This is a genomic window from Nonomuraea sp. 3N208, assembly GCF_052245935.1.
Taxonomy (GTDB): Bacteria; Actinomycetota; Actinomycetes; order Streptosporangiales; family Streptosporangiaceae; genus Nonomuraea.
Genome location: NZ_JBQQBR010000056.1, coordinates 1 through 17,873 on the forward strand (window position 1 = coordinate 1; position 17,873 = coordinate 17,873).

Annotated in this window: 17 protein-coding genes and 1 pseudogene; 4 read left to right on the plus strand and 14 right to left on the minus strand. The window is 66.7% G+C overall.

All coding sequences use genetic code 11. The features are described 5' to 3' along the window. Nucleotides 1–390 precede the first annotated feature (390 nt). The 10 genes and pseudogenes from ACTWPT_RS51355 to ACTWPT_RS51400 all read right to left on the minus strand — a co-directional run bounded on the left by ACTWPT_RS51355 (nucleotide 391) and on the right by ACTWPT_RS51400 (nucleotide 7,663). Nucleotides 391–1,206 (minus strand): hypothetical protein, encoded by an 816-nt coding sequence (locus ACTWPT_RS51355; protein ID WP_443184878.1) that lies wholly within the window; start codon nucleotides 1,204–1,206, stop codon nucleotides 391–393. A gap of 57 nt (nucleotides 1,207–1,263) precedes the next feature. After that, nucleotides 1,264–1,428 carry a hypothetical protein gene (locus ACTWPT_RS51360; protein ID WP_443184879.1) on the minus strand — a complete coding sequence of 55 codons (165 nt, stop codon included), beginning with the start codon at nucleotides 1,426–1,428 and terminating at the stop codon, nucleotides 1,264–1,266. 62 nt (nucleotides 1,429–1,490) lie between these two features. Further along, nucleotides 1,491–1,997 (minus strand): hypothetical protein, encoded by a 507-nt coding sequence (locus ACTWPT_RS51365; RefSeq protein WP_443184880.1) that lies wholly within the window; start codon nucleotides 1,995–1,997, stop codon nucleotides 1,491–1,493. Nucleotides 1,998–2,307: 310 nt separating this feature from the next. Next, a complete protein-coding gene (gene istB / locus ACTWPT_RS51370) occupies nucleotides 2,308–3,069 on the minus strand; it encodes an IS21-like element helper ATPase IstB (RefSeq protein WP_084965906.1) in 762 nt (253 codons plus the stop codon). A gap of 6 nt (nucleotides 3,070–3,075) precedes the next feature. Continuing rightward, nucleotides 3,076–3,321, minus strand: coding sequence for a hypothetical protein (locus ACTWPT_RS51375; protein ID WP_443184881.1), 246 nt, complete (start codon nucleotides 3,319–3,321; stop codon nucleotides 3,076–3,078). Nucleotides 3,322–3,407: 86 nt separating this feature from the next. Continuing rightward, a pseudogene (gene istA, locus ACTWPT_RS51380) lies at nucleotides 3,408–4,934 on the minus strand (IS21 family transposase); the annotation flags it as partial. Between the two features lie 198 nt (nucleotides 4,935–5,132). After that, nucleotides 5,133–5,639 carry a hypothetical protein gene (locus ACTWPT_RS51385; protein ID WP_443184882.1) on the minus strand — a complete coding sequence of 169 codons (507 nt, stop codon included), beginning with the start codon at nucleotides 5,637–5,639 and terminating at the stop codon, nucleotides 5,133–5,135. A gap of 349 nt (nucleotides 5,640–5,988) precedes the next feature. Then, complete coding sequence (locus tag ACTWPT_RS51390) at nucleotides 5,989–6,465, minus strand: hypothetical protein (protein WP_443184883.1); 477 nt, start codon at nucleotides 6,463–6,465, stop codon at nucleotides 5,989–5,991. A gap of 77 nt (nucleotides 6,466–6,542) precedes the next feature. Then, entirely contained in the window at nucleotides 6,543–7,049 is a 507-nt protein-coding gene (locus ACTWPT_RS51395) for a hypothetical protein (protein ID WP_443184884.1), read from the minus strand. Nucleotides 7,050–7,462: 413 nt separating this feature from the next. Beyond that, entirely contained in the window at nucleotides 7,463–7,663 is a 201-nt protein-coding gene (locus tag ACTWPT_RS51400; protein WP_443184885.1) for a hypothetical protein, read from the minus strand. A 715-nt stretch (nucleotides 7,664–8,378) separates the two neighbouring features. On the opposite strand from ACTWPT_RS51400, the gene ACTWPT_RS51405 reads away from it, so the two are divergent. Both ACTWPT_RS51405 and ACTWPT_RS51410 read left to right on the plus strand, forming a co-directional pair. Continuing rightward, nucleotides 8,379–8,639 carry a type II toxin-antitoxin system Phd/YefM family antitoxin gene (locus ACTWPT_RS51405; protein WP_443184886.1) on the plus strand — a complete coding sequence of 87 codons (261 nt, stop codon included), beginning with the start codon at nucleotides 8,379–8,381 and terminating at the stop codon, nucleotides 8,637–8,639. Beyond that, nucleotides 8,624–9,031, plus strand: coding sequence for a PIN domain-containing protein (locus ACTWPT_RS51410; protein WP_443184887.1), 408 nt, complete (start codon nucleotides 8,624–8,626; stop codon nucleotides 9,029–9,031). The genes ACTWPT_RS51405 and ACTWPT_RS51410 overlap by 16 nt, the downstream gene beginning before the upstream one ends. Before the next feature lie 1,225 nt (nucleotides 9,032–10,256). Here ACTWPT_RS51410 and ACTWPT_RS51415 read toward each other — a convergent pair. Beyond that, nucleotides 10,257–10,667 (minus strand): hypothetical protein, encoded by a 411-nt coding sequence (locus tag ACTWPT_RS51415; protein ID WP_443184888.1) that lies wholly within the window; start codon nucleotides 10,665–10,667, stop codon nucleotides 10,257–10,259. Between the two features lie 396 nt (nucleotides 10,668–11,063). Continuing rightward, entirely contained in the window at nucleotides 11,064–11,621 is a 558-nt protein-coding gene (locus ACTWPT_RS51420) for a DinB family protein (RefSeq protein ID WP_443184889.1), read from the minus strand. A 241-nt stretch (nucleotides 11,622–11,862) separates the two neighbouring features. On the opposite strand from ACTWPT_RS51420, the gene ACTWPT_RS51425 reads away from it, so the two are divergent. Continuing rightward, the gene (locus tag ACTWPT_RS51425; RefSeq protein WP_443184890.1) at nucleotides 11,863–12,405 is read left to right on the plus strand and encodes a hypothetical protein; all 543 of its coding nucleotides are present in this window, start codon (nucleotides 11,863–11,865) and stop codon (nucleotides 12,403–12,405) included. Between the two features lie 259 nt (nucleotides 12,406–12,664). Here the strand turns inward: ACTWPT_RS51425 and ACTWPT_RS51430 are convergent, their stop codons facing one another. Further along, nucleotides 12,665–15,547 carry a BTAD domain-containing putative transcriptional regulator gene (locus ACTWPT_RS51430; protein ID WP_443184891.1) on the minus strand — a complete coding sequence of 961 codons (2,883 nt, stop codon included), beginning with the start codon at nucleotides 15,545–15,547 and terminating at the stop codon, nucleotides 12,665–12,667. Between the two features lie 1,100 nt (nucleotides 15,548–16,647). Between ACTWPT_RS51430 and ACTWPT_RS51435 the strand changes: the two genes are divergently transcribed. Continuing rightward, nucleotides 16,648–17,007, plus strand: coding sequence for a hypothetical protein (locus ACTWPT_RS51435; RefSeq protein WP_443184892.1), 360 nt, complete (start codon nucleotides 16,648–16,650; stop codon nucleotides 17,005–17,007). Nucleotides 17,008–17,044: 37 nt separating this feature from the next. Here the strand turns inward: ACTWPT_RS51435 and ACTWPT_RS51440 are convergent, their stop codons facing one another. Continuing rightward, nucleotides 17,045–17,869: a class I SAM-dependent methyltransferase gene (locus ACTWPT_RS51440; RefSeq protein WP_443184893.1), complete on the minus strand. Its 825-nt coding sequence runs from the start codon at nucleotides 17,867–17,869 to the stop codon at nucleotides 17,045–17,047. Between the last annotated feature and the right edge of the window lie 4 nt (nucleotides 17,870–17,873).

Below are 17,873 nucleotides of genomic sequence, written 5' to 3' on the forward strand. Positions count from 1 at the left end.
ACGGTAAGCGGCACGGGTGTGCCTTCCCGACCGACGTTGGCGCGTCGGCCTTATCTCGAAACCACATCGGATGATCCGGGAAGGTACACCCCTTCCCGGCAGATCCACAGGTTTCGATCATTGCTCCACCTCTCCCGCTGGTTCGGCAAGCCCGCCAACTGATTTCGCCCGAGCAACCGAAGTAGCCCGACGAGAGCAACGTCCATCTGCTGCCTGCCGGTACTGAGGTCGCAGGCAACGCACCCGCCCCACTCGCTCAGGAACAGCGGCAGGTGCCAGATGCCCCAGAGCGGGCCGGGTCCACGGCGCTGGCCATCTCCAGGAACGACACCCGCTCTGGTGGCCTTCCTCCCCGGCCTGCTGCTCCAGATGGTCACTACGCTCGCGCCCTCACCGAACCGGTCGTAGAAGCAGACGAGCGCGGCCATGGTGCCCGGGAGCAGGGTGACGCGGGATGCCCTGTGCGGCCTGCTGGTAGCGCTCGTCGGCCCATACGTCGCGGTCTGTCACGCGCGCCCGGTCGTGTGCGATGGTTTCCAGCGCCGGTACGGCCGCGGCCGCCGCCGCGCCCATCATGCCCAGCGCCTCCACCGCGAGTAGTTCGGATGCGGGCCGCCGATGTCCCCAATCGGGTAGCGGCCTGGCAGTGATGGCCTCCAGCAGCGGTGTGACGAGCCCGTCGCTGTCGCGGGTGATCGCCCAGAGCGTTCGCGCGATCGCTACCCGGTCGTACAGGTGGCCATGCTCGGCGTCGTGGAAGTGCTCGCGCAGCACCGGGACGGCGATGGCGGCGGCGGGACCGAGCTCTTCGAGCATCGGGGCGGCGTCGCGCGCCGCATGGCCGCCGTTGCGTGCGAGGTGCTCGGCAAGCAGCGCCGGGGCCTGGCCCGGCTCGCCGGTGATCCGCCACAGCGTCCAGGCCGCCTCGTGGCCGTCTTGCTCATCGTCGAGCAGGGCACGTACCTGCGACTCGACGTCGGCGGCGGCCGGACCGATTGCCCCGAACAGCGGCAGCGCGACCGAAAGGAACCGCTGGGACACGCGGGCGGCGATCGCCGGCACCAAGGGTGCCGCCGCCGCTCCCCACGAGACCAGCGCGTCCAGGCAGTCGACAATCTTCATGCCGTCGTACCGCTGGGAGGGGTCGAGATAAGTCCGCAAGGCGGGCATCAGCGCGTTCGCGTGCTCCACCAGGGCCGGAATCATGTCTCGGACGTTGAGATGCTTGACGTGGCCGTATTCGTCAAGGAAGGCGGCGGCAAACTACGGGACGCAACGGCCGTCACCGAGCCGTGCCAGCCCTTCCACCGCGGGAGCGGCCACGTCCGGCCACGGCTCGGCGGGGTCCCCGGTCAGCATCGCGGCCAGCAGGTCGGCGTACGCCGAGGCGGCCTGCCCGGAGTCGGCGATCAGGCTGACCGCGCTCACCAGCGGGTCCTGATGGCCGAGCCTGCGCCTGCGTCGTGGTGATGGTGAGGGCTTCGTCGATCTTATGCTGCCCGGGACGGGTCAGCAGGTCCCGAGCCAGCGCCCGCTGCCAGTGCTCGGCCCGCAGCAAAGCCGAACTGGGGGGCGCGGAAGAGGAGGGCCAGGCTTGCCAAATGCAGGAGGAGAATGACGATGCCTGTGGTTGATACCGCGGGCTGGTTCCACCAGGGTGTTTCGATCTCCGTGGCCACGTAATTGTGGAACCCGCTTGTGTCGCTGTAATGCAGGGCGGACTCCAGCAAGGCCAGTGTGTAGGGCAATCCGAAGAATCCAGCGATCAAGCCGGCCCATGCCCGTGCGCGCCCGTGGCTGAGCAGCAGGATCAGGCCGCCCACCACGACAGCGATGGCCGGGATCGCAAGGTACTTGACGTGGACCTGCATGTCGAGGAGAAAGGCGCTGGGGAGGAGCTCTGGTTCGCCGCGCTCGTTGATCAGACCGGCCAGGCAGCCGACATAGTTCACTGCGGCGTAGATCAGGAGCAAGGCCGGGGTGAGCAACATCAGCACGGTTGCCTGGCGGGACGGGCTCGCCCACAGGGGTGGGGATTCCTGCTCGACGGGTTGCTTCTGATGTCTGGTCAACCATGATGTGGACGCTCACGTAATTCCCCCGGGGTCGGCTCACGTAATTCCCCCACCCCTTGTCTCGTGGGCGAGTCGATGAGGTATCACGGCCTTGTCGACGGCGGGACGAGCGGGCGGTTGTTCGGTGGCAAGGTGACCCGGACCGCAGGCGCTCCAAGCGCCGAGGACCGGAAGCACCGCGGCAGTCATTCCCCGTAGCTGCGGTGCTCCCGGAGTCAGAATGACGCGAGCCCTACGTGGTGGCGTTGGTCGCCTTGGGTCGCTTGTTCGGCCGGTAGGACGGGCCGTTCATGAACACCTGATGACTGGTATTGATCAGCCTGTCCAGCAGCGACTCTGCGACGACCGGGTTCGGAAACAGTGGATACCAGTCCTGAGGCGCGCGATTGGCGGTGATCGCCAGTGAGCGGCCTTCGGCGATGCGCTGGGAGATGAGCTCATAGAGGTCGTCAGCCTGGGTGGGAGTGAACTCGCGCATGGCGAAGTCGTCGAGGATGAGCAGGTCGGTCTTGACGTGTCCGGCCAGGCGCTTGGCGAAGGTGTTGTCGGCGTGGCCGCCCGCCAAGTCGGCCAGGATGCGGCTGGTCTTGTGGAAGCGGATCTCGGCGCCGGCGCGGATCGCCAGGTGGCCAAGAGCTTGGGCGACATGGGTCTTGCCGACACCGACGGCGCCGTAGAGGATGATCGACTCTCCGGCTTGCAGCCAGCGCAGCGCGGCCAGGTCGCGGATCTGGGCGGCGGGCAGCTTGGGGGAGGCGGTGAAATCGAAGGCCTCCAGGGTGGTCTCGGTGTCGAAGCGGGCGCGGCGCAAACGGCGGGCCATGCCCTGCTGCTCGCGGCGGGTGATCTCGTCGTCGCAGAGGATCTGGAGGAACTCCAGGTAGCCCAGGTCACCGCCTTGGGCCTGGGCCAGGCGGGCGTCCAGGGTTTCCAGCATCCCGGATAGTTTCAGGGCTCGTAGGCTGTCGGCCAGGCCGGGGCGCAGGATGGTCATGGTGTGTCAACCTTCTGTGGTGGAGTGGGGGCTGCTGGTCAGGAGGGCATCCAGGCGGTCGGCGTGGATGGCCAGGGCGGCGCTGAAGGATTCGGCGACGGGGTGGAAACCGAAGTAGTCGTCCAAGGCGTCGGCGACGGTCTCGTCGCAGTCATCGAGGAAACGTTCAAGCTCACGAAGCAGCCCGGCCAGGGCGACAGCGTCCGTGCGGCGCAGATGGACCGCGCTGTCGTTGTCGGTGTCGGGAGTCACGAGGCGGCGTTGGTCGGCTCGTCGTCGCCGGGTTCGCCGTCCTGTTCGTCCGCCGTATCGACCTCGGGGCCGGGGAACGGGATCACGTCGGCGAACAGGGCGTCCGGGCCGTGCAGGAACGCTGGAGCTCCAGCGTCCCCGGTGGGCCGCTGCTGATCGATGTCCTCCAGGCCGGCGACCAGAATGTTGCGGATGGTGCGATAGGAGGGGTCGCCTGCGGTGGCGGCCTTATGACAAGCCGCCTCCAGTCGCACGTCGGAGTGCTTGGTGGCCAGCCCCAGGATTGATTGCGCGGAGCGTAGCCGGTGCAGCGCTGGGCCGTCCAACAACTCGGCAATGATGCCCGCAGTGGCCGGGCCGATCTGCTCGGCCCGCTCATGGCACCATGCCGGGGTGCGCATCGCGAAGGCGATCTTCTCCGGCGGGTAGTCGGCGACATCGGTGCGCCTGCCCTGGCCGGTGCGGACGTGGGTCTTGACCAGTTCGCCGCGGTGGAAGATCTGCACCATCGTGGGCGTGGCGCGGATGTCGACGTGCTCCCCGATCAGCCGCCACGGCACCGAGTAGAACGCCTTGCCGCACTTGACGTGAACGTCCGGAGCAACCTTGGCCCGTGTCCACTCCGCCAGCGTGAACGCTGCGGCTGGAAGCGGGATCAGGCATCCGGCCTCGGCCTGCTCGAACACCTCGGCCGGGGTCCGCCCGTCCAGGCTGCGGTGCTTGCGCAACCCCGCGACCTGGCGGCACCAGTGCAGCGCCGAGGCCTGCATCCCCGCCACGGAGGAGAACTCCCGGCCCCGCCACCAGGAGTCCCGGATATACGGCATCTGCCGCTCCACCCGCGGTTTATCCCGAGGCTTGCGTGAGCGCGCCGGGTCGATCAGGACGCCGTAGTGTGCCGCCAGCTCCGCATACGCCCGGTTGATTTTCGGGTCGTAGAGGTCAGGCTTGTCCACCCCGGTCTTCAAGTTGTCCGGCACCAGCCGCGCCGGAGCGCCGCCGAAGAACGCGAACGCCTCCACGTGGCTGGCCGTCCACGAGGCCTGATCCATCGACACCACCGGACGGACGAACATGTGCCGGGAGTGCGACAACACCATGACGAACGCCCAGATGCGTTGCGAGCGGCCGGTGCGTGGGTCTGTCCAGGAGCCCAGCAGCCCATAGTCCACCTGCGCCTCGAACCCCGGCTCGGGGTCCGGCCGCAGCACCGTCACCTTCTCCCGTGCCGCATCCTCGGCCAGGTTCGCGGCCACATACCGCTTGAGCGAGGCCAGCGAGCCGCTCACACCGTGTTCATCCCGCAGCCGCTGGTGGATCGTCGCCTTGGTCACCCCGGCGCGCAGCATCTCGACGATGTAATCGCGGTGCTTGTCGAACTCCGGCCAGGTCACTTGCCGCAGCCGGGTATCGCTCAACTGCGGGAACCACTCCTTGACCAGCCTCGCCCACTCTTCCGGGCTCACCGGCGGGCCGCCAGGCACAAACCCCGCGACGATCGCCGGCTCCACGTACCGGCGGATCGTCTTGCGGTCCACTCCCAGCGAGCCGGCTACCTCGTGCTGGGACCGGCCCGCATACCAGTGCACCAAGATCTCGGTTATGTCGATCACGTAGAAGGTCCTCCTCGCCATCTGCTCCCCAGACGTCTGGGCGCCTGGAGGGCGATCATCGATGGGAGAGGTCCGAGCCAGGACAATGCCGCCGGAACGTTCGTCATCCCCTGGACGAACATCACGAGCGACATCCGTGGTCCATGACGAGCGGGCAGTGGGGGAATTACGTGAGCGAATCACACCCCGATGGGGGAATTACGTGAGCGCTGACAACCATGACACTCCGTGGCTGCTGGTGAGCAGGGCGAGGCCCTGTACTTGTGCGACTGTGCCGGCAACGAGCAGGGTTCCGCGGAGGGGGGCGTACCAACCGGGCTGACTCCGCTTGATGACGTGCGTCAGTTCCCTGCCGTTGGTCACGATAAAGAAGGAGGACGGCTGCTTGAGGAATATCCAGAGCATGGCCACGTAGATGGCGGTCAGTCCGGCGGCCACCGCGAGGAGGAGCGTGGGCCGGCGTGTGCCACGCCATAACTTCCATGCTGTCATGCCGAACGCGACGGTGGCCACCGCGGTGAGTATTCCCAGCCCGAGTAGCTGGTCACGGATGTCCGTGCTGGACTGGCTTGCCGCGGAGTGCCACATCGCTGCCGAGATCTCCCGCGGGTCCTCGTAGTACGGCAGGGTGAGTGAGCTCTGCGCGTGGGCGAGCAGCGTGATCAGTGCCAGCACGGTTCCGGCCGGGGCCGGGGAAAGGATCAAGGCGATCGCGATTTTGATCCTTCGTGGGGTAGCCTCCATGTGATCTTCGACGTGAGGGGCTCACCCGGCGTTCCTCCCGTAGTAATGGATCGCCACCAATTCCACCAACCCTTCAGCGGGCGTGCGAGGCAAGGCGCTGAGTTCTCGCGGCGCGGTCAACCACGCCCTGGCCTCTGCCGTACAGCACACGGGTACCGCAACGCCCCCCTCGCACAGGCTCCTCACTCCGTACCCCTTCACACGCCTGACCAGCGCGGCGACCCTTCGGCCACTGCTCTGCCGTTGACTCGTAATGAAGTGCTCCGGGCGTAGATGCCGTTCCGGGCCGGGGGATCTGCGTCTTGTGCTCCTACCGGGTCGGCGTGAAGGACGAGACGACCAGGCAGACGGCGCCGGCCACGATCACAATCGCCATGGTGAGATCCCTCGTCCGTCTGGAGATCACGCCTTTCAACTGTCCGCGGATCATGTTTCGCGCCAGGTGGACGGTGCCGGCCCAGGAGATCCGTACCCGGGGGTGCCAAGCGGCCGAGGCGACGAGGACGGCCGCGAGAAGCAGGCGCCAGCGCACCGAACCGGCGAAAAGCAGCCCGAAGGCGTCGCTCTCCAGGCTGGTGTACGTCACGATGTCGAGCAGTATGAAGGAAAGAAGAGCCGCTGCGGCCGCGATGCCGGCTATGCGTTTCCACCGTGTTGGAGCGGTGGCTGTCGCGGCCGCCGCCAGTGCAACGATGACGACCGGCAGGCCGATCATGTCGGCGTCACCGGACCACCACGCGAGGCCGTCCCAGGAGGACGCCTTGGTCACGTAGACGACGCCGGCCACGAACATGTCGTATGTGGCCGGAAGGCGGTGGAACATGGCCGCCCATGCTGCCGCGACGGCGGCGCCTGCCCAAAGGATCATCCCGTACTTCCTGCGGGGCAGGGGTGATCGGGCCGCCAGGAGCAGCCCCCCGCGGCCATCGGATAGCAGATGATCAGGAGCCAGGGCGGTGCGACCGCATGTTCCCGCCCGGTGCATGGATCGGGGCCCTGCAGGAGAAACGCGACGACGAGCCCGTACGCGAGCACTGCGGCGATCGCGGCGACGGCCGTGAGCGTGGCTCGGCGTGAGCCGTTCAGGACAAGGCCGGCTGCGACGATCGGCAGCAGGAGAACGCCCCAGAACAGTAGCTCTCCCGGCAGGTTGTCCGGCGCGTACGAACCCAGCCCGTACGGACCCGCCAGCGCATACGGACCTTCCACGAATGAATAGGGAGCGGGGGCCGCCGAGGAACAGAACCAGCCGACGCTCTGCCTGCCAGCCCCGAAGGTCGTCAGGATCACCGGTCCAGACGCGGCCGCAACCGCACCGAAGCGCAACACCGCCGCCACCGGGGACAGCGCTTCTGCCGCGGGCTCCTGCATCACCGCACCTTTTCCCGCAAATGATCAATCCAAGTCAGGATAGTGGATGACCGTCCGCTGAGCGGGGCCGCTTTCAGGGGTTGGACACGTCTGCTCCAGGTCTAAGGGAAGTCTCCGAATTACCTGACTACGGTCGGTCCAGGTGGGGGTTGCCCCAAGGCTCACATACCTGGGTCCACTTCACGTCCACCACCGAAGCTGGCGCCCGCCGGGCGAGCAGTCCGGCCACTGGGATCGCCACAGAGCCGACAGTTCGGGGAAGACTGGATCAGGTCGTTCGCGGGTGGACGTGCGTTCTAAGGTAGATCCTCAACACCCGCACTACGATCTTCCTGATGCGCATGACGACAACGGCCTCGAATGATCTCGCCCCCTTGGGGGTAGATCCGCCCGTCACGCCAATCGGGTTTGGCTCAAGCGGGCCCTTCGGCGGGGATGCCGAGCCTGCCTCGGTACGGGTGCGACCGCTTGGCAGCCTCCTCCCATGACAGCAACTCGGCCCAGGCCCAGGGCAGGTCGGGACGGTAGAGATACGTAACCCCGGGCGGGCGATAATTGCGGTGGGCCAGGAGAAGCTCCCAGTACGTTTCTGCGGCGTCCTTTAGCAGTGACACCGGGCGGAACTTCCGCTTGGTCTTCTTCCAGAAGGTTTTCCTGAAGATGGCGCGCTCGCGAGAGATCTCGATCGTGTACGAGCCGAACTCGAAATCCGCTCCGGACGACCGGCAGGACAGCGTGTCGTCTATCGCTGCGAGGACGCTCAGAGCGCCGTCGACCCTCCCATCTCGCGGGTCAGGAGGATCCCTATGGCGGCTTCGATCTCGTCGTCCGCCTCGTAGGTGACATCGTCATCGGTCGCCACAAAACGCATGCGCCTCATGCTAGTAAGTGACGGCAGCAGGGGATCTTGATCTCGGTGGTGTCGGCGTAATGGTCACCGACGATCTACGGGGTGCGGCGGACCGCCAGACAACGCATCAAGTGCACCGCTGCTGAAGATGAAGATCGGGCTGGCAGTAGCGGTGACAGCAACGTCGGGCACCAGAGGCATCCCCCGAGCGCCGCCGACCACCGTCTGGCCAGGCCTTGCCGTACGCGATCTGAGTGGTTGTGCGGCCTGAAAATCGGACGGTCGGCGGTTCGCCCTCGCCCGTGACCGCAGCAACTGACCAGCCAAGATGTCCCGAAAGCGAAGATCGCTCCGGGGCGTTTTGCGTCCGCTGACGGCAACGTTTGGCGGACGGTCGTCACCTCCCAGGCCTTGCGGCTGGGAGCACGGTTTTGCTCGGCGGCCATTCGAGCGCGTGTGGGATCAGATAATCTGATTACATGAAGGTGATGACTGCCACTGAAGCGTCACGAAGCTTCGCAGCGGTTCTCGATGAGGCCGAGCGAGGCGAGACCATCATGGTCACCCGTGGTGGGAAGCGGATCGCGATGATCGGCCCCGCGCCTACCGCGCCCGGTCGTATGGTCAAGGCGTTTCTCGCTAGAAGTGCGGGAACGCTGGATGCCGATTTCGAGGCTGACATCGAGGCGGCTCGGGAGTCGGTCGAGGATGAGATGAGGGGCACGTGGCCCGACGCCTGATCCTGGACACTGGTGTGCTCATCGCTGCCGAACGGGGCAAGGCGTCCGTGGGCGCGGTGATCGGGGATGCCGATGATGTGGCCATCGCCGCGATCAGTGTTGCGGAGTTGCTCGTCGGGGTGGAGCTGGCCGATGACGCACGCCGCCCTAACCGCCAAGCTTTTGTGGACGAGGTCCTGGCCTTGGTTCCAGTTGAGGAGTACACCACGGACGTCGCCAGGGTTCATGCTCGGCTCATGGCATATGTCCGGCGCGAGGGCAAGGCGAGGGGAGCGTATGACCTCTTGATCGCCGCTACGGCTGCCACTACCGCGAGAACCATTCTCACTATGGACTCATCGGCGGCTTTCGATGATCTTCCGGGCGTGCGGGCTCAGGTCGTTCCCCGCTGATCGGTGACGGCAACCTTGACGGCAACGTCCACTACCACGCTCGTACGTGAGGCGCCTTGGGCATCACCATTTGTCGTGTCCCAGACGAACGAGCGGGACGATCGTCACACCTGAAAAGCGGGAGGTCGGCAGTTGGACCCTGCCCCTGACCACCAGGCTTGAACAGCCGAGATGCCCCGAAGCGAAGGCCGCTCCGGGGCGTTTTGTTGTTCTGACGACAGTCACAGCAGTCTGACAGGGAGGTCATGGAGATACTTCCTAGTGGCATCCGACCCGCATCGGCGAATCCCTCCGTGCTCAGCACGGTTATAGCTGACACACTGATGGCGGTGGCGGATGAGATCGAGAAGGTAGCGACCGCCTCACACGTGACCAGGGAGGCGTGACACCTTGAGCGCCCACCAGTGCGTCCGTCCCACCTCCGAGAACGACAAGTCGTGGAGGTGCCCTGACTGCGCTCTGTTATGGGAGCCGCTCCGGCTGACGCCGGTAAAGCAGGCCGGAAGAACAACCAGGGCGCGGGCGAAAACCTCAGCCTGGGCGGTCCTGTTATGCACAGGGTCATTCATGCTGGCGTTCGATGGCGGCGTCCCCGCTCGTTGTGCTCGGCTTGTGCGTGTTCTCGCTGGCGAGTCTCGCCTGGTGGCATCGCCGGCATCGCAGATCATGAGGTTGCTTCGGCAGAGCCTGCAGGACTCCGTGGCAGCGACCAGGCCACACCCACGGGTATGCCGAGCTGGACCTCGAGGAGCTCGCGCCTTTCGAGATCACTGAGTAGGAGTTCCGCGGCGATCTTGTTGAGTTGGCGCTAATCAACCGATGAGCTCTGAGTGACAAACTGGCGCAGTGACGATCGACACGTACACCTACGGACGTTCGCGGACCTCACCTGACTGTTCGCGCAGGTCAAGCTAATTTATGTGCCTGATCAGGCTGAGGATCCAGTGGCTTCGCATCGAAGAGGTCCGCCGCAGCGGAGGTGCTGTACAGCAACGCCGTCTCACACAGTCAGGCACCACCGGCCTGGTCCACCGCATCACCAGGGTGGCAGGTTACTGACGAGGCGCCCGCCCTTCACTACGGATCGTCAGAAGGTAGGGATTCGAGTTCACCCGGCCGCGCACCTGATCAAAGGTCCTCTGGGAACAGCCCGGAGGACCTGGTCCTTGAGTGATAAAGGAGTGTCGGCGCTGCTCGGCTGGTCCGTGGAGGCGGTTCTTGGGATTCAGGCCAGGGAGTTGGGTGGCAGGGCGAAGGGGTCCTCGGGGAGGAAGCAGCCGTAATCCTGCAGCGGCATTTGGTCCTCGAGCACGATCCGCTGGAGTTCGCCGGCGGGGGACAAACCGTCCGGGCGGTCCAAAACGCGTTGGCCCGGCTGTAGGCCGCCGTGGCCGCATCTGATCACGGCCTCCGGTGCATCGGCTGCTAGCCGACCGAAGCGGTTCAGCAGAATGTGTACCGCGTCGTACAGGTCGCGGACGTTTTCGGCGGCGCATTCCTCGCTGGCCTCCGGATAGAGATCACGGTACGCCGCGCGGGCCGACGCCAGGAAACGCTCCGGATCCACGATCACCACGTCCCGGCGCGTGCGGACGCTGATCGTCATTCCCGCCGTTGGAGCCGTCTGCTCATCCACCGTCTGAAGGTAGCCCACCCCGCCAAAGGTCGACCCCAGGGCTTTGGAACGGCCTTTCGCGTTGCTGGGTGACTACGTACGTGCCGCCCTGGAGATTGAGTCCATGGCCTCTGTGCCCTGTAGACACCGAGAATAGATGGAACCAAGGCGCATGGAGATATTTCCTAGCGCAGGTGTGTCCCTCGCCAAGGTCGGCGATCAGCGAAGTGAAGTTGAGAGTCGGATCGGCGGCCCAGTGCATGAACGCCCGAGTAGCAGGGACAGTCTACGACACTGCACCCATGCTGGTACTGCACTACGACCCGGATGACAAGGTTGAACTGGTGGAGATCGGCTACTCCGGCAACGGTGGCGAGGAGGTGTTCCTTGATGGCGTCCAGCTGACGCCCGTGATCATTACTGGCCTATGCGTCCGTCGATCCGCTCGCGCAACAGGTCGACGTGACCCATGTGGCGGCCATACTCCCAGATCATCCCGACCAGCACCTCGCGCAGCGACATCGACCCTCCACCGCTGCCATGCAGATTCAAGGGATCGTCGCCGGTGGTGTCGAGACTGGGCGCCTCGGCCACAAACCGCTCGGCGAAGTCCACCTCCGCACGCCATGCGTCCCACGCCTCCCTAAGCACCTGAGGGTCGGGAACAGCACCATCGAAATCACCGTCACGGTCGGTCTCGGAGGTGAACAGCCGGGGCACGTCCTGTCCCGCCATCATCACCCGGAACGTCGCACGCTCCCCCTCGGCCAGGTGTCGCACCAGCCCCAGGAGCGACATCGTCGACGGCTCAACGGAACGCCGCGCCATATCCTCCGCATCAAGACCTGAGCATTTCATCTCCAACGTGAGGCGTGCACAGCGCAGGGCTTCGACCAGCGTGGTGCGCTCGTCGCCCAACGTTGGTCCGTTCTCACGCGGGTCGTCGTCCGACGGCTTGCCGTCCGCGGTGAACATGTCAGCTCGTCGTGTCGTAGCCATGGCCGCAATCATCGGCGATGCGCATAGCGGCGACAACTGATTAACGAGACCGGCACTCACGGTCTCTCCGGGGCCGGTCCCGCCCGACAGCCCGCCCGCCCGCCGCATCATCGAACGCCGTCGGCATGATGTACAGAATTCCCTGCACGCGTCCAGTTCGCGGCAATGCCGCCAGCGTGGATAATGGCCGCCGTTGATCATACGGGAAAGGGAGGCCATGCTCCCGTGGCGCTATCTGCGATGGTGGTTAGCCGCACTGGCGGCGTGCGTCCTGAGTTTCCTGTCCCTGTGGCTGCCGAGGTTCTTTCCCGATGATGCGGGCGTGTTTTGCGCCGGCCCGCTCTCGCTCCACCCGGTCGAGAAGTACTCCGATTTCCAACGGACGTGGGAGCGTCTGCGCGAGCCCATTACGTCCACGCTCGAGCAGATTCTGATCCTGAACGCCCTGCCATCCATGAGCGCTCTGCTGTCAGGCGCGGTCGCCGCTTGGGCAGGGCGGCGGCTCAGCACGGCGGTGGGAGCGCTGGCTATTTCGGTCATGCTGGTGGTCGCACTTGACTGGGTGTTCCTCGCACTCTCCTACTCCATGCTGCTCGACTGTGCGGGATGGGGCGGAAAGCTCCCGTGGTTGCTGTGGCATCTTCTGCCGGTGCTTGGCAACGGCAGCGCGGCCGTTCTGCTGATCTCGGGAATTCGGGCCCGCTGGAAGATAGGGCAGGGCAGCAACTCCGGTCCGGAGCAAACAGTCGACCGTTCCTGATGCCTCCTCGTTTCGCCTCGGGCTGATCCTCCGCTGCCGGCTTCACCCGACCGGGCGCCATCGCATACCTCCCTCCGCCCCGCGAACGACGTTCCCCGCCGATGGGAAAGACGTCGATCCCGTACCCATAGGTCCGCCGGTTCAGGGTCTCGTCGTCTACACGAAGGGGAATGGCCCAGATCGACACCCTCGCCAAGCCGCCCACATCGGGTCTGGCCCCCGACATCGCGGCCGCCATCGACCGCTACCGCGCCTTCCGTCAGGAGTGGTCGTTGCGCAGGACCGTCCGCCGGCCGTCGTCGCCCGGGATGGTCACGATGAGGCGGCGCGCCATAGCGGTGGCGTCCTCCTTCGTGAGGCTCGCCCCCATGGCAGTCGCCTCGTCGTACGCCTCCGGCGAGAGGGTGGCGCGCACGGCGGCCACGTTCCGGGGGCCGTCCAGCGGGTCCATGAGCTCGGGGGAGTAGCCCACCCGGGTGCCGATGGCCGAGACCGTGCCGAGGAGCACCGCGCCGTCCACTGCCCGGCCGGCCATGCCGAGGGCGCCGGCGAGCACGTGGGCACAGGCAAGCCAGGAGGTCACGTCCTGCACGCGGTCGAGGTGCACGACCAGCCGGGCCGCCTGCTGCACCGCCCGGTGGGCGTCGCCCAGGTCCATGGCGACCTTCGCCCCGATCCAGCCGGAGGAGCAGTACGCCCAGTCGTGGCCGCAGGCCTTGGCGATGTCGGCGGCCTGCACGAGCTGCCCGGCGGCGAGCTGCGGATCGCCCGCCACCCTGGTGATCTGTCCGCGCACCATCATCAGCTCGGCCTCGACCCACGGCAGCCCCGCCGCCCGTACATGCGTCCAGCCTTCGGCGAGCGTGAGCTGCGCCTGGTCCGGGTCGCCGCTGAGCTGGAGGAAGTACGCCCGGTACGGCAGGGCGCGGGCCATGACCTCGACGTCGCCGATGGCCTCGGCCTGCCGCAGCGCCAGCTCGACGTCGTCGTTCCCGGAGAACGGGTCGCCCGCGAGGTAGCGGAGCAATGCCCGCCCGATCAGCGCCTGCCCTCGCCCGGGGTGGTCGGCGCCTGCGCGGTCGAGTGCCTCGGACAGTCGCGCGATGCCTTCGTGCACGTCACCGTTGCGATACCAGAACCACGACAGCGCGGTGGCGATGCGCAGCGCGGCGTCCCCGTCGCCCGTGGCCAGGGCGTGACTGAGAGCGGCACGCGTGTTCGCCTGCTCGTGCCGGAGCCTGCGCAACCACAGCTCCCCGTCGAAGGTGCGCAGGCGCCGTTCGGCCGTCTCGGCCAGCTCCACCGCCCACGCGAGATGGCGGCCGGCCCATCGGGCCCGTTCGTCGCCGGACAGGGTGCGAAGGGCGTACTGCCGGATGCTCTCCAGCATCCGGTAACGCCGAGGCATGGCGGTGCCGTCCACAGTGACCAGCGACTTGGCGACGAGGCCACCCATTCTGTGCAGCACCGCCGGAGGTCCCGCCACCCGTTCGGCCGCTTCCAGGTCGAACGCGCCCTCGAAGAGGCTCAGGCAGCCGAGCAGTTCCCTCTCCGGCGGGGTGAGCAGGCGCACGCTCGACGCGATGGCCGCCTCCAGGCTCCGATGGCGCTCCGGGGCGGTACGGGAGCCGGTGGCCAGCAACGCGAACCGATCGTGGAGCCCGTCGGCGATCTGCTCGAGGGTCAGGACTCGGGTCTGGGCCGCCGCGAGCTCGATCGCCAGGGGGAGGCCGTCCAGCTCCCGGCAGATCCGGGCGATCAGCTGCCGCTCGTCGTACCGTGGAGTCCGGCCCGGACGGACCGCGAGGGACCGCTCCACGAAGAGCTCCGCGGCCGCCCCATCGGCGTCCAGTGGCGGCAGATCCCAGGTCGCCTCTCCCGCGACGGCCAACTGCTCCCGGCTCGTGGCGAGTAGCCGCAGGCCGGGGCAGCGGGACAGCAACGTCTCCGCCAGCGGGGCGACCGCGTCCACCAGATGCTCGCAATTGTCGAGGACCAGCAGCGTCTCCCGGTCGCCGATCGACGCGGCGAGGTGGTCGGTGCTGCCCGTGATGGCCGTGCCCATCGCCGCGCCGACCGTGGCCGGCAGCAGCTCCGCGACTGTCACGTCGGCGAGGAGGGCCAGCCACGGGCCGTCCCCGTGCTCGTGCTCCCGGGCGATCTCCAGGGCCATGCGGCTCTTGCCCGCGCCGCCGGGGCCGGTGATCGTCACCAGCCGGTGGACGGTGAGCAGGTCCTTCACCGCGCGCACGGCGGCATCACGCCCGATGAGGCGGGTCAGCGGCGCCGGAAGCCGCGGGCGGGCGGGCCCGCTCGGCTCGGGAGGCTCGATGATCGCCGCCGTTTCCTTCGGGGTCTGCCAGTCCAGGGCGGGGTCCTGCCGGAGCACCGCGGCCTCCACGGCGCGCAGGGAGGGGCCGGGGTCCACGCCGAGTTCCTCGATCAGCCGCTCGCGCGCCGTGCGGAGTGCGGCCAGGGCGTCTCCTTGCCGCCCGGTCCGGTACAGGGCGAGCGCGAGCAACTCCCAGGACCGCTCCGCCAGGGGGTGCTCGCGGACCAGCGACTCCAGTTCGCCCACCGCCTGGACGGCCGTGCCCATCGAGAGGCGGGCCGCCGCATGGTCCTGGCGGGCGGCCAGCTGGGCGTTCTCCAGGCGAGCGATCTCGGCGCCGGCCACGTCGGAGTCGCCGAGGTCGGCGTACGCGGGGCCGCGCCACAGTGCGAGCGCGGTCGCGAGGCTTTCCGCCGCCGCCGATGGATCGCCGGGCAGCAGTCTCGCGCCGCGCTCCGCCAGGGCGGCGAAGCGTTCGGAGTCCACCGATTCCGGCCTGACGCGCAGGACGTAGCCCGGACCCTGGCGGTCGAGGAGGCCCGTGGCCGCACGTGGGGGCCGGTCTGGTTCGAGGGCCCTTCTCAACCTGGTGATGTACGAATACAGGGTGGCCATGGCGCTGTTCGGAGCCTGTTCGCCCCATACCGCGTCGATGATGCGGTCGGTGGTCACCACCTTGCCCTGCGCGATGAGCAGTGTCGCCAGCAGGGCTTTGACGCGGGTGCCCCCGAGGTCGAGTGGTTCCCCCGCGCGCGTTACCGCCAGCGGACCCAAGACGGAGAACTGGAGCACGGCTGGTTCAGAGCTCACTTATGGACCGTTCCCTCTGTATCCACCTCCGCCCAAATGCGGACATGCGGCTGTTATACCCCAAAGCATATTTTTCGCCAATCGAACACCACTACGCACGATATGAGCTAGCGGTTCAGCGGGAGCTGGGCAGCGGTGTGGTGTGGAGGTGGCCGATGCGGAGGGACGCGTACGGTCCGCTGATCGCGGCGAAGGCTGCGGCCACAGCGAGAATAATGATCACGTGGGCGCCTCGGCCGCATTCGATGATCTTCCAAGCGTTCGCGCTCAGGTGGTTCCTGGCTGAGCGCCAACGGCAACCCCGCCGGTTCGGGCCCGTCTCATCGCTGACGGCGGCTTTCCTCTTGATGACAGCAGGGCTGGTTCGGCAGAGTTGGCCACTGTCTGCGTACTGATTGTCAATCGCGAATCGATTTGGAGAGCACATGGTCGCAGCGGGATGGCGGATAGGAGGTTTGCTGGCGGCGCTCCTGGCTATTGTCGCCCTGACTGGGTGCACCACAACCCCGGAATCTCCGAAGATCCCGCGGTCGCAGCCGTCATGGTATCCCCATGCCGATAGCGAAGCACGTGCCGCGGACGCTCTCTGCCCCGAGGGGAATGGGCCGAGGGGATTGGATTGCCGGTCGGAAGCTCCAGGATATAAGGCTTGCGTCAAGCGTCATCAGGCGAAAAACGCGGCCACGTTATGTCAACAAGCGTTGATTGTCCGAATCGAATGTAAGTTTGGCCAGCGGGGCGCTCATCATAACGACGCGGGCTGTGCCGCGTCGACCGAATCATATTTGTCGTGCCGGACCGGGAGTCCCAGCCGGTCTGACGACGTGTGCGCGGCGGGTGAGAGAGAATACTGGCGTTGTCCGGATAACCTGGATCCGGCCAGCGATTTCGACTGTGTGAAGGCGCGAGGCGCCTACTATGAGTGCCGCGACGACGCTCGAGGCGATGACGCGTTCTGCCCGACATACCTCGAGGTGCTCGGTCTGTGTCACACGCTGAGGGTGAGCTGCTCCGACCTCCTCGACAAATATCTTGTGTGCCAGCCCGAGGGCCTTTCCCCGAATGAGTGCGCATTCGGGTTCAACATGAGAATCAATTGTTTGCGGGATCTCTCGGACGGCGTCTTCCAGAAGATCGCGACATGTGACTCTATGTGGCAAAATGTTATTAGAAATTGTAACGGCAAGCAGGGGCTCAATGCGGACGGCCCTACACCTTGTACGGGCGGCGCAAATTGGGATGCGGCGAGCTACTCGATCTGCGAAAAACAGGGCGACCCCGCTGAAGTGGTCGGTACGGCCTACGTGTATTCATCGAGTGGATTCTTTGACCGAATGCCTGCCTGCTGGGCGTCCGAGGATGAGAAACGTCGTATGGCCGAGGAGGCCATGGAGGCCTCGGGCGCATGGGGTGTTCGCGTCGTACACCGTCATGGCGAAACCACCTATGAGCCCTTGTGACCCTCGCAACTCCGATCCTGACCGAGTAACCGTCGGGTCAGGCGGTGCCGGTTCGCATGGCGGTTACCACCACGGCGGTGTAATGCACCATGAAGCCGCCTTTCGACGCGTCGATCGCGGCCCCGATGCCCGCCAGTAGTTCTTCCAGCTTGGCCGGCGGGAGCCGGCTGAGGCCGCCGTGAGTGGGCACCTGGTCCAGCCACTCGTCCCGGGTGTAGGACCGCTCCCACTCGAACCGCCACTGCTCCGGCTCGCTGAACGCGCCCGACTCTTGTATGCCGTCGGCTGCCTTGGTGAACAACACCGAGTACCCCTCCATGGGCGACATCGTCAGGCTGTACGTCGGCACGTCGGGCACCACCTGGCGATAGACGGCGGCGAAGGCGTCGGAGACTTCGGGCGGCGGCTGGGCCACGTTCCAGAAAAGCGCCAGCCGGCCACCTGGCCGCAGCACGTCAGCCGCCTTGGCCGCTCCTGCGGCCGGGTCCACCCAGTGCCAGGTCTGCCCGGCGATGACAGCGTCGAAGGTCCGGCCGGCAGGGTCCCAGGCTTCGAACGCGGCCACCTCGACCTCGAGCCCGCTCTGCCGGGCCCAGTCCGCCATCCGGGCGTCGACGTCGACTCCTAGCACCCTGCAGCCGGCCGCTTGGAACTGCCGGGCGGAGATGCCGGTGCCGCAGCCGACGTCGAGGACGTCGGGCCCAGGGCTCGCGGTGACGATGCGGGACACCATGGCGTCGGGATACCGGGGGCGGGTCCGGTCGTAACGTTCGGCGTCCACGCCGAAGGACTCCGCGATCTGCCGGTGTTGATGGGGCTGCTGCTCGGAAAGCCGCTCTCGTTCAGGAGGTAGAGTGGGCATGTGC

Excerpts from the sequence above, each read along its gene's own strand:
- ACTWPT_RS51355 (WP_443184878.1), bottom strand. The coding sequence starts at position 1,206 with ATGATTCCGGCCCTGGTGGAGCACGCGAACGCGCTGATGCCCGCCTTG.
- istB (WP_084965906.1), bottom strand. The coding sequence starts at position 3,069 with ATGACCATCCTGCGCCCCGGCCTGGCCGACAGCCTACGAGCCCTGAAA.
- ACTWPT_RS51395 (WP_443184884.1), bottom strand. The coding sequence starts at position 7,049 with ATGCAGGAGCCCGCGGCAGAAGCGCTGTCCCCGGTGGCGGCGGTGTTG.
- ACTWPT_RS51405 (WP_443184886.1), top strand. The coding sequence starts at position 8,379 with ATGAAGGTGATGACTGCCACTGAAGCGTCACGAAGCTTCGCAGCGGTT.
- ACTWPT_RS51420 (WP_443184889.1), bottom strand. The coding sequence starts at position 11,621 with ATGTTCACCGCGGACGGCAAGCCGTCGGACGACGACCCGCGTGAGAAC.
- ACTWPT_RS51425 (WP_443184890.1), top strand. The coding sequence starts at position 11,863 with ATGCTCCCGTGGCGCTATCTGCGATGGTGGTTAGCCGCACTGGCGGCG.
- ACTWPT_RS51440 (WP_443184893.1), bottom strand. The coding sequence starts at position 17,869 with ATGCCCACTCTACCTCCTGAACGAGAGCGGCTTTCCGAGCAGCAGCCC.